Here is a 9,401-nt window from a genome sequence, read left to right as displayed (position 1 = left end):
CCGGTCCGGCAGCAACGGCTCGATCCGCGCCCACTGCGCGTCAGTCAACGACACACATCAACCAACGATCAGATGATCCGAGAGAAACGCCCTAGCCTGCCGTCATGACCGATCTTGAGATACGCCGCGCCACTGCGGACGACATCCCGGCCGTCGTGGCGATGCTCGCCGACGATCCCCTGGGCGCCCTGCGTGAGACCCCGGACGATCTCACCCCGTATCTGGCCGCCTTCGAACGGCTGGCCGGAGACCCCCAGCAGCATCTGATGGTGGCCGTCCGCGACCGGCGGGTCGTGGGGACGCTTCAGCTCACCGTCGTCCCCGGGCTCTCCAGGCAGGGCGCCACCCGGTCGATCATCGAAGGGGTACGGATCCACACCGATGAGCGCGGCGGCGGACTGGGCAGCCTTCTCATCGAGTGGGCCGTCGCGGAATCCCGCCGCCAGGACTGCCGGATGGTTCAGCTGACCTCGGACGTCTCCCGCAAGGACGCCCACCGCTTCTATGAGCGGCTGGGCTTCGAGGCCACCCATCTGGGTTTCAAGCTGGCCCTCTGACGGCACCGGAGGACGGACCCGTACGACGCGGGGTCGTCGTTTCACGTGAAACGACGACCCTGGCCGTCTCATGGCCGACGGCCGGGGAACCGCCGAGCGCGCGTTCCGTCAGGGCGTCCCCCGCCAGCCGCCGGGGTCGACTCCGCCCGGCACTCCCGCGTCCGGCTCGTAGGGCTCCCGGGTGAAGACGAACGACCCGAGGTCGAGATGCCGGACCGAACCGTCCTCCCGGCGGACCACCCGCAAGGTCTCCCCCGCGTAGTAGCCGTTCAGACCGGTCCACGAACCGTCTCCCTCCGCCCGGAAGTACGCCCCCCGACCCGGCCCGTCGACCGGTGCGAGCGACAATCCGCGATCGGGGAGGAGCCGTACGACATGCGCCCGGGGTCCCCAGTACCAGCTCCCGGTGAGCGCCAGCAGCTCCGGATCCACCTCGGGCAGCGGGCGCCAGGCCGGCGGGATCCCCGGCTCGGCCTCGGCCACCGTCCCCAGCAACTGGGCGGCGACCATCCACGGCTGAGGCCCCGCGGTGGCATTGGCCAGGGCCGCCGCCGCCACCCCGTCCGCCGGGCTCACCCAGAGGGCGGCGAGATAGCCGGGCAGGGAACCGCCGTGCCCGATCAGGGTCCGGCCCTGGCCGTTCACCAGCTGGACGCCGAGACCGTAGGTGCCCTCCCACTCCCCGGCCTCCAGCGGGGCCGCCGGGGTCGCCATCTCCTGTACGGTCGCGGCGCTCAGAACCCGGTCGTCGCCCATGGCGAGGAACGAGCCGAACCGGCAGAGGTCCCCGGCGGTCGACCACATCTGCCCCGCCGGGGCCATCAGTCCGAGGTCCTCGACGGGTTCGGGGAGCAGCGCGTCGGCGTGGGGGTGGACGGCCCAGCCCTCCGCGTAGGGAGCCTGCGGCCCCACACTCGTCCGGTCGAGGCCCAGGGGCTGAAGGATCTCGGTCCGCACCATATCGGCCCAGCTCTGCCCGCGGATCGCGGCGACCAGGGATCCGAGCACCGTATAGCCGGGGTTGGAGTAGTGGAAGCGGCGTCCGACGGGGTGCCGGAACGGCTCGTCGCCCAGTACCTCCGCCAGGCCCGGACGGAGTTCGGCGGGGGTCCGCTCCCACCAGGGGCCGGGGGTCTCGGCCGCCAGGCCCGCCGTATGGGCGAGGAGCTGGACGATGGTCGCCTCGCCCAGCTCCGGGACGGGCAGATGCTTCGCCACCGGATCGCCGAGGTCCAGCAAGCCCTCGTCCCGGAGCCGCAGTACCAGAACGGCCGTAAAAGTCTTGGTGATCGAGCCGATGCGGTACTGCGTATCGGCGGCCGGGCCGCCGTCGGCCGGGCCGGGCCTGGTGGCGCTCCAGACGACGCCCCCGTCGCGGGCGACCGCTGCGGAGAAGGAGGGCGCGCGGCCCTCCGACTGGGCCACGGCCAGGGTGCGCAGCAAGGACCTTTCGGTGGTCGGCAGCAGACGTTCCGCCGGAGATGAAGAGATCATGGTTCCAAGGTCTACCCCAGACCGCTCCGCGCGCGGCACCGAGTTACCCCCGATACGACCCCGACTTGATTCCCTGATGCGTCCCGGCCCCCGGCCGTGCTAACTCATGTCCATGAACGATCTCGTGACCGAGCGGCTCGTCCTCCACCCTCTCACCCCCGACGAGGCGGGGCGGTTGGCCGAGGGTGTCCCGGCCGCCGACGCTCCGTGGGGGCCCGGCTATCCGATGGACGACGACCGTGCGGCGGCCCGCCGTTTCCTTGCGACGCATACCCGGGCGACCCCCGGCTCCCCGCATCCCGGTGCCTTCGAGATACGGCTCCGGTCCGACGGGCGGGCCATCGGCGGGGTCGACTTCCACGGGCCGGCCGACGAGACCGGCGGTGCGACCGTCGGCTACGGCCTGATCCCATCGGCCCGTGGCCGGGGCTATGCCACCGAGGCGCTGCGGGCGGTCCTCGCCCATGCACGTGCCATCGGGATCAGCCGCGTCAAGGGCGACGCCGACCACGCCAACATCGCCTCCCAGCAGGTGATGACGGCCGCCGGGATGCGCCTGGTGGGCGAGGACCACCGGGTGCGGTACTACGAGACCACCTGGACCTGACGGCCCCACCGCCCGGGAGACCGCACGAGCGACCCCGGACGAGGACTTCGTCCGGCCTTCGGGGCGTGCCTCGGCCGACGCGCCGTCACCGGCCCTGCGGAGAGGGTCCCGGACGGCTCCGTACCGGTGCCACGCGCTCCAGCCGGGTCCAGCCGGACCAGCCGCGCTCGCGCAGCAGGCCGGCCAGCCGGCGGGCCGGTGGCGCGGTGTCGAAGGCCAGCGTGTCCATCAACGCCGCGACAGGCGGCTCGATATCGGCGTCGTCGACATACTCTTCACCCCGCTCGTCGGCCGTCCGCGTCAGATAGTCGGCCAGCTCGTCCGCCAGCCGTACCAGGGACGGATCGTCGTCGGCGCGGTCGAGGGCCCGGCCCAGGGTGAGATAGAAGTCGCGGACCCGCGGTTCGTCGAGCTGGGCGCGTTTACGGGCCACCAGCCGAGGGATCCGCTGCGGCGCACGGGCGACCAGCGGGATCCAGCCGTCGCGCTCCATCCGGACGATCCGTTCGTCGACCCCCAGCTCCCGCAGCCGGTCGAGGAAGCCGACGACCTCCGGCGGCAGGGTCAGCCGGTCCCCGGCGGCGAGCCGGGCGATCCGCTCCCGGTGCCGCCGCCGTTCCCGGATCTCGGCCAGCAGCCGCCGGTCGATATCGGCGATCGCCGCCGTGAACTCCGCCTCACCGGCGGAGAGCAGCTCCCGTACCCGCGCCAGCGGCACCCCCGCCCCGGCCAGCGTACGGATCCTGATCAGCTCGACGACGGCCCCGCCGCCGTATCGGCGATAGCCGGAGTGGTCCCGCTCCGGCTCCGGGAGCAGGCCCTTGGCGTGGTAGTGCCGTACGGTCCGCACCGTCACGCCCGCGTACGACGCCAGTTCGCCGATGGTCAGCATGCGCTCAGTCTCCCGGGTCGTGCCCACGGTGTCCCGGGGGCCTCAGCGCGACGCGCGCGTCCGGTAGAGACAGCGGGCCCACAACAGACCCGTGCCGCCGATCACCAGGCACCAGACGACCGCCAGGAGCGCGTCCCCGCCGTCCGGCGATCCGGCCAGCAGACCGCGGAAGGCGTCCATCACCGGGGTGAACGGCTGGTGTTCGGCGAAGGTCCGCAGTCCCGCGGGCATCGAATCCACCGGGACGAACCCGCTACCCACGAACGGCAGGACCACGAAGACCATCGGCAGATTGCTCGCGGTCTCCGGATCCGGGCTGGCCAGCCCCAGGGCCACGGTGAACCAGGTCAGCGCCAGGGACAGCAGCGCGAGCAGCCCGGCCAGGGCCAGCCATTGGGCGGCCGACGCGGCGGTCCGCAGACCGAGCAGAAACGCCACCACGAGGACCACCGCCAGCGCGTGCGCGGTCTGGATCATCGCCCCGAGGACATGGCCGGTGAGCACCGAACTTCTGGTGATGTCCATCGTGCGGAACCGGTCGATGATCCCGTCGGTCATATCGTTGGCGACCAGCACGGCGGTGCCGATGGAGACGCTGGCGACCGTCATCATCAGGATCCCGGGAGTGATGTAGGTCAGATAGTCGCCGCGGCCGCCCGCCGGCGCGCCGGGCAGCCCGGCGCCCATGGTGCCACCGAAGACGTAGACGAAGAGCAGCAGGAAGAGCAGCGGCTGCCCGATCAGCATCACGGTCATCGAGGGGTACCGGACCATATGCCGCAGATTGCGGCGCAGCATGGTCGTCGCGTCCCGCACGGCGATGCCGACGGCGCTCATCGGGACACCTCCCCGGCGCCCCGACCCGCCGGGCCGGCGCGGTTCGCCTCTCCGGCGGATCGGCCCGTGAGGGCGAGGAACACCTCGTCGAGATCCGGGGTGTGGACGGCGAGCCCGGTGACCGCGGTGTCGTCGAGACCGCCCAGCAGTCGTCGCAGCCCGCCGACGCTGCCGTCGTGCGGCAGTGTCACGGTGAGCGTCGCGGGGTTCGGGGTCGCCCCGGGCCAGCGGCGCGCGAGTTCGGCCACCCGCTCGCCGTCGGCGGCCCGTAGCTCGATCCGGCCGCCGGGCACGAGCCGCTTCAGCTCGGCCGCGGTGCCCTCGGCGACGAGTCCGCCTCCGTCGAGCACGCCGATCCGGTCGGCGAGCCGGTCGGCCTCCTCCAGATACTGGGTGGTCAGGAAGACGGTGCTGCCTTCCGCCACCAGTTCGCGGACGATGTCCCACAGCGCGCGGCGGCTGCGCGGGTCGAGACCGGTGGTCGGTTCGTCGAGGAAGATCAGCCGAGGCCCGGAGACCAGGGTCATCGCCAGATCCAGCCGCCTTCGCATACCGCCGGAGTACGTCGCGGCGCGGCGTCCGGCCGCCTCGGCCAGGTCGAACCGTTCCAGCAGCCGCTCCACCACCGCCGCGGCGGTGGTCCGGCCGAGGCGGGCGAGATCCGCCATCAGCCGCAGATTCTCCCGCCCGGTGAGCACCCCGTCCACGGCGGAGAACTGCCCGGTCACCCCGATCGAGGCACGGACCCGGTCGGCTTCCCGGCGGATGTCGTACCCGGCGACGCGGGCCTCACCGGCGTCCGCCGGGAGCAGGGTGGACAGGATCCTGACCGTGGAGGTCTTGCCCGCGCCGTTGGGTCCGAGCAGGGCGTAGACGGTGCCCGCGGGGACGGTCAGGTCGATCCCGGCGATCACCTCGCGGCCGCCGTACGCCTTGCGCAACCCGCGGGCCTCGATCGCATGGATCGCACTGGTTGTCGTCGTCATACGGACCATGCTGGAAGGCTGCCCCTGCGTCAGGGTCAACCCGCCCCCGCCCCCGGCCTCCCGCACCACCGGGGTTCCGCCTGCTACGGGTGCCGCCGGCCGAGGACGCAGAACTCGTTCTCCTCGGGGTCCGCCATGACGACCCACGACTGGCCGCCCTGGCCGATATCGGCACGCCGGGCGCCGAGAGCCACCAGACGAGCCACCTCGGCGTCCTGGTCGTCGGGCCTGAAGTCGAGGTGCAGCCGGTTCTTCACCGTCTTTCCGGCCTCGACCCGGACGAAGAGCAGCCCCGGCAGACGGTCCGGCTCCTGCCGGATCTCGAACTCGTCGGCGGAGGAGTCGACCACGACCCAGCCGAGCGCGTCGGCCCACCACTGCCCCAAGGCCACCGGATCCGCCGAATCGACGATTACCTGCTCCCATTCCAAAGTCATCCGCCGAGCCTAGACCGGGTGTGCCGGGCTGTCTCGCGGTATACGGGCTGCTCCGCAGGGCGCACCGATGAGTTTCCCGCGCCGCGCCGGTCCGTACGTATGAGACCGACTCGTGGAAGGCCGACGGCATGCGGAGACTGATCTACGGCATGAACCTGAGTCTGGACGGCTATATCGCCGCGCCCGGCGACGACATCGGCTGGAGCGTGCCGAGCGACGAGCTGTTCCGGTTCTGGTCCGACCAGTTGCGGGCGACCGAGCTGACGCTGTACGGGCGCAGGCTGTGGCAGACGATGAGCGACTACTGGCCGACCGGCGACCAGCGGCCCGACGCCACTCCGGCGGAGATCGAGTTCGCGCGCCGCTGGCGGGACATGTCGAAGGTGGTGTTCTCCTCGACGACCGGCAAGGTCGACTGGAACACCCGCCTGGTCACCGGCGACGCGGTCGCCGAGATCACCCGGCTCAAGGCCCAGGATGGCGGCGCGATGGACATCGGCGGCGCGACGCTCGCCGGGGCCGCCATGCGGGCCGGGCTGATCGACGAGTACATGATCGCCACCCATCCGGTCCTGGTGGGCGGCGGCACGCCGTTCTTCTCCGCGCTGGACAGCCGGGTGGACCTGAACCTGGTGGAGACGCGGACGTTTCCCGGCGGTGTGGTCCTGACCAGGTACGAGACGAGGCGCTGAGCGGCTTCAGAACCCACGGGCTCGTGTAGGTTCTCACTTTCGGTGTCATGTGCCGACGCTCTGACCTGGACGTTCCCCTCCAGTCTCACGACGTGTCGGTAGGCGGCTGTCTCAGATCGATGTCATTTCCTCAGACTGCCCAGCCGGCTGCGCCGGACCTCATGAACCTGCATCGGCGGCCGTCCGTTCCATCCACTCCCGCACCTTCACTGCTTGCTCGATGCGGTTCACGATGTCCTGCTTGGACGCCGTGTCCAAGGTCTCCGGGATCTTGTCGAAGGTGTCGGGAAGGACGTCGAGGAGACCCCAGATCTGCTCGCCGGTGCTGACGGTCAACAGTTGCTGGCACCTCCACTGCAGCGGCACCTCGGGACGGTGCGTGAGCCGCTGCACGAGTGTCGGGAACAGGTAGTGCGTCGCTTCTGCGGCGAGGTGCTCCCGTAGCCAGTCGACCGGGAGCCGCTGGCTGAAGCCATGCATGGCCGCCTCCAGGGCCAGGTCCAGGAGCTGAGCGGTGTCGACGGCTCGGACGGTGCGGGGAAGAGTCGGGGTCATGTCGCGATGATGCCAAGAAGCCCTCGGAACACCGAGAGGTCGGCGGGGGCGGGTTGAAATCTGTCAAGGAACTCGGCCCAGGCTTTCTCGAACTCGCCGGAAGGCACCCTTCCACGGACGGCTCGCCTTTATGCGGATCCATTCGTGGATGGTTTCGATGGCGTCGAGGAGGTCCTGGAAGGTGCAGAGATCCCGGTGCTGTCGTCAGACCTGGCCTGTTGCCATGTCCCCGTAACTCAAGCTCGGCTTCCCCGCTGCTCCAGACGATGAGCACGGCGACGGAGTCATCATTTTCGAGCGTCATCCAGGTGCTGTTCTTGGTTCGGCCGTCCTCGGGCGACTGCTGGACCGCACCCGTGATTCCGCATGCTCGGCGAACCAGGCCTGGAGCCTCTGCGGCAGTTCGACCGAGATGGGATGCTTTTCTTCGCTTTGTCTCATAGCTGGGCGATGAACCCTGCGGATCGGTCGAGCTGGAAGGGAGATCCGGCCTTAGTTGGTTCCCAGCCTTGGTCCCGTGCTTCTCGGATGCTGGCAGCAACCCGGGCTGGGCGGATGGGCACTGCCTCGGCACCCACCCAGTTGCTGGGATGGGCCTGGCCGCTGGTGACGATCAAGGTCGTGCCCGGCTGGCTGTCGCTGGCCGCTTCGACGGCGTAGGTCATCGGTGTCCAGCAGAGTCCCTGCATGTAGGAGGGCTTTCTGCGGATCCGCCAGCGGTACTCGATCCCGTCAACGGTTATGCGCCGGGAACCCTTCTCGTTCAGCGTCATCTTCGCCTCCTGCGCCGTTGGACTCTGATGTGTCGCCGCGGTCGCGAAAAGCAGGTTGCACGCGAACGTACCGAACGTTATCGCCGACAAGCACCTTCGGGATTACGGATGGGTTGATCAGCCCATAAGTTGGTGTCAGTGCCGAGCGACCCGGCGCATCGCACCCGCCCCGGGTGCACTCACCGCGATCGGAGAGCACCGTGAAGAACAGGGCGTTGTGGCGTGTAGTTGACAACGAGAGTGGTAGCCAGTCCATCGTCAGCACGCCCTCCGAGGCGGTCGCGTTCGTCAACAGCCGGTTCGACACCGATGACGACGACGAGCCATTCAGCATCACCGAGGTCGGTCCTCTCCTTCCGAAGCCGCTCGGGGTCATCACCGCATGGGCCGCCGAGAAGGACGGCGAGCGAACCGACGGGCGCACTGCCCCGATCACCATCAGGCCGGTTGTGACGGACAACGCCGGCGAGTGCGATGACGTCGTGCTCTGGGGCGACGTGTACGTCTCCTGGGACCACGACATGTACACCGTCGAAGAGCCGGACAGCTCCGAGTACAGCGAGGCTTACAGCGCAGCCGAGTTGAGCGCAATCCTCGACGAGTACGCCGACGACTACGAGTACGCGCCTGAAGGGCCTGAAGGGCCCGACAGCCACAGGTGGCCGAAACCGGAAGAGTTGATCACCTACGGCGCCCAGGAGTGTGCCAAGCGGTTCGGGCACCTCGACGACGACGCCCTGCTGTGGCTCGCTGCCACCCGCATCACGCTCGCCGTGTGGCGCAACACACCCGTCGAGAACTGGCATGCCGGGAAGAGTCCGCTCCACGACGGCACAATGATGCGGATCAACACGGCAACCACCCGACTCGTGCGCTCGATGCTGTCGTTCGACCATGTCGACTGGATCGGTCTCGGTCTCGCGATCGTCAACCCGTCCCGGGTTCTACCGACCGGGCAGTCCGTACTCGAGCTCGGGCTGGCCTGCCACAACCCTGACGACCCGGCACACGAGGTTGATCCGCGCGTAGAAATCGCGGGGATGGCACAGGCCGCGATCTCATGGGGGCGAGGGTACTGCCTTCACGAGAAGGAGTTCGGCCTGCGAACCCTGATCGAATCCTTCTGTGTGTCCGACAACGGCTGGTTCGGAGCACCGAGTTGGGGGCGCATCGTCGATCGGTTCCTTACGGCTGTCAACGACCGGGAGAATGCGCACTGGCACATATACCAGGACAAGCCTTGGTTCAACGAGTGGTTCACCAACCGGCCGGCCGACATTGCGGACACCGCGGAATTTCGTCGGCTGCTCCTTGCCGGGCCCGACCTGCTTTCCGAGGAGGCCGCCGAATGGTGCGTGGATGGCGCCATCGGCTACGTCTGCCAGGACGACCACGCGAACGACTGCTGGCGGTGCGGTATCCCGCTGGCAACGGAGTCCCCCGACGAGTGAATGCGTACACCAGCGTAGAAAAGCAGCAATCCACTGACCGCACTCTCTCCCGCCTACTCGGCGGCCTCCCCTGCTTGGGGAGCCAGTCGCGGCTCCACTCACTGGAGATGTGCGGGTGCT

Annotated in this window: 11 protein-coding genes; 4 read left to right on the top strand and 7 right to left on the bottom strand. The window is 69.5% G+C overall.

Annotation, left to right across the window (positions count from 1 at the left end; all coding sequences use genetic code 11):
• The first annotated feature begins 104 nt into the window (after positions 1 to 104).
• The gene (locus ACFXG1_RS24560) at positions 105 to 557 is read left to right on the top strand and encodes a GNAT family N-acetyltransferase (RefSeq protein WP_384711476.1); all 453 of its coding nucleotides are present in this window, start codon (positions 105 to 107) and stop codon (positions 555 to 557) included.
• 108 nt (positions 558 to 665) lie between these two features.
• Here the strand turns inward: ACFXG1_RS24560 and ACFXG1_RS24555 are convergent, their stop codons facing one another.
• Positions 666 to 2,051 carry a serine hydrolase domain-containing protein gene (locus tag ACFXG1_RS24555; protein ID WP_384711473.1) on the bottom strand — a complete coding sequence of 462 codons (1,386 nt, stop codon included), beginning with the start codon at positions 2,049 to 2,051 and terminating at the stop codon, positions 666 to 668.
• Between the two features lie 112 nt (positions 2,052 to 2,163).
• On the opposite strand from ACFXG1_RS24555, the gene ACFXG1_RS24550 reads away from it, so the two are divergent.
• Positions 2,164 to 2,658 (top strand): GNAT family N-acetyltransferase, encoded by a 495-nt coding sequence (locus tag ACFXG1_RS24550; protein ID WP_384711470.1) that lies wholly within the window; start codon positions 2,164 to 2,166, stop codon positions 2,656 to 2,658.
• A gap of 85 nt (positions 2,659 to 2,743) precedes the next feature.
• Here ACFXG1_RS24550 and ACFXG1_RS24545 read toward each other — a convergent pair whose 3' ends face one another.
• The 4 genes from ACFXG1_RS24545 to ACFXG1_RS24530 all read right to left on the bottom strand — a co-directional run bounded on the left by ACFXG1_RS24545 (position 2,744) and on the right by ACFXG1_RS24530 (position 5,810).
• Positions 2,744 to 3,550, bottom strand: coding sequence for a MerR family transcriptional regulator (locus tag ACFXG1_RS24545; protein WP_384711468.1), 807 nt, complete (start codon positions 3,548 to 3,550; stop codon positions 2,744 to 2,746).
• Positions 3,551 to 3,592: 42 nt separating this feature from the next.
• Positions 3,593 to 4,387, bottom strand: coding sequence for an ABC transporter permease (locus tag ACFXG1_RS24540; RefSeq protein WP_384711464.1), 795 nt, complete (start codon positions 4,385 to 4,387; stop codon positions 3,593 to 3,595).
• The gene (locus tag ACFXG1_RS24535; RefSeq protein WP_384711461.1) at positions 4,384 to 5,373 is read right to left on the bottom strand and encodes an ABC transporter ATP-binding protein; all 990 of its coding nucleotides are present in this window, start codon (positions 5,371 to 5,373) and stop codon (positions 4,384 to 4,386) included. The genes ACFXG1_RS24540 and ACFXG1_RS24535 overlap by 4 nt, the downstream gene beginning before the upstream one ends.
• An 83-nt stretch (positions 5,374 to 5,456) precedes the next feature.
• Complete coding sequence (locus tag ACFXG1_RS24530; RefSeq protein WP_384711457.1) at positions 5,457 to 5,810, bottom strand: VOC family protein; 354 nt, start codon at positions 5,808 to 5,810, stop codon at positions 5,457 to 5,459.
• 128 nt (positions 5,811 to 5,938) lie between these two features.
• Here ACFXG1_RS24530 and ACFXG1_RS24525 point away from each other — a divergent pair, with 128 nt between their 5' ends.
• Positions 5,939 to 6,502, top strand: coding sequence for a dihydrofolate reductase family protein (locus tag ACFXG1_RS24525; RefSeq protein WP_384711454.1), 564 nt, complete (start codon positions 5,939 to 5,941; stop codon positions 6,500 to 6,502).
• A 159-nt stretch (positions 6,503 to 6,661) separates the two neighbouring features.
• On the opposite strand, the gene ACFXG1_RS24520 is transcribed toward ACFXG1_RS24525, so the two are convergent.
• Together ACFXG1_RS24520 and ACFXG1_RS24515 are read right to left on the bottom strand one after the other, a co-directional pair.
• The gene (locus tag ACFXG1_RS24520) at positions 6,662 to 7,057 is read right to left on the bottom strand and encodes a hypothetical protein (protein WP_384711451.1); all 396 of its coding nucleotides are present in this window, start codon (positions 7,055 to 7,057) and stop codon (positions 6,662 to 6,664) included.
• 437 nt (positions 7,058 to 7,494) lie between these two features.
• The gene (locus tag ACFXG1_RS24515) at positions 7,495 to 7,830 is read right to left on the bottom strand and encodes a hypothetical protein (protein WP_384711448.1); all 336 of its coding nucleotides are present in this window, start codon (positions 7,828 to 7,830) and stop codon (positions 7,495 to 7,497) included.
• 200 nt (positions 7,831 to 8,030) lie between these two features.
• Between ACFXG1_RS24515 and ACFXG1_RS24510 the strand changes: the two genes are divergently transcribed.
• Complete coding sequence (locus ACFXG1_RS24510; RefSeq protein WP_384711446.1) at positions 8,031 to 9,281, top strand: hypothetical protein; 1,251 nt, start codon at positions 8,031 to 8,033, stop codon at positions 9,279 to 9,281.
• Positions 9,282 to 9,401: the final 120 nt, after the last annotated feature.

It is taken from the genome of Streptomyces sp. NPDC059248, assembly GCF_042753905.1.
Classification (GTDB): Bacteria; Actinomycetota; Actinomycetes; order Streptomycetales; family Streptomycetaceae; genus Streptomyces.
Note: the sequence above shows the minus strand (reverse complement) of the source record. Positions and strands in the feature narration are given on the sequence as shown.

What these genes read in the sequence shown, in the direction of transcription:
- ACFXG1_RS24515 (WP_384711448.1), bottom strand. Translation starts at nt 7,830, where the DNA reads ATGACGCTGAACGAGAAGGGTTCCCGGCGCATAACCGTTGACGGGATC.
- ACFXG1_RS24560 (WP_384711476.1), top strand. Translation starts at nt 105, where the DNA reads ATGACCGATCTTGAGATACGCCGCGCCACTGCGGACGACATCCCGGCC.
- ACFXG1_RS24530 (WP_384711457.1), bottom strand. Translation starts at nt 5,810, where the DNA reads ATGACTTTGGAATGGGAGCAGGTAATCGTCGATTCGGCGGATCCGGTG.
- ACFXG1_RS24520 (WP_384711451.1), bottom strand. Translation starts at nt 7,057, where the DNA reads ATGACCCCGACTCTTCCCCGCACCGTCCGAGCCGTCGACACCGCTCAG.
- ACFXG1_RS24550 (WP_384711470.1), top strand. Translation starts at nt 2,164, where the DNA reads ATGAACGATCTCGTGACCGAGCGGCTCGTCCTCCACCCTCTCACCCCC.
- ACFXG1_RS24525 (WP_384711454.1), top strand. Translation starts at nt 5,939, where the DNA reads ATGCGGAGACTGATCTACGGCATGAACCTGAGTCTGGACGGCTATATC.
- ACFXG1_RS24540 (WP_384711464.1), bottom strand. Translation starts at nt 4,387, where the DNA reads ATGAGCGCCGTCGGCATCGCCGTGCGGGACGCGACGACCATGCTGCGC.
- ACFXG1_RS24535 (WP_384711461.1), bottom strand. Translation starts at nt 5,373, where the DNA reads ATGACGACGACAACCAGTGCGATCCATGCGATCGAGGCCCGCGGGTTG.
- ACFXG1_RS24545 (WP_384711468.1), bottom strand. Translation starts at nt 3,550, where the DNA reads ATGCTGACCATCGGCGAACTGGCGTCGTACGCGGGCGTGACGGTGCGG.
- ACFXG1_RS24555 (WP_384711473.1), bottom strand. Translation starts at nt 2,051, where the DNA reads ATGATCTCTTCATCTCCGGCGGAACGTCTGCTGCCGACCACCGAAAGG.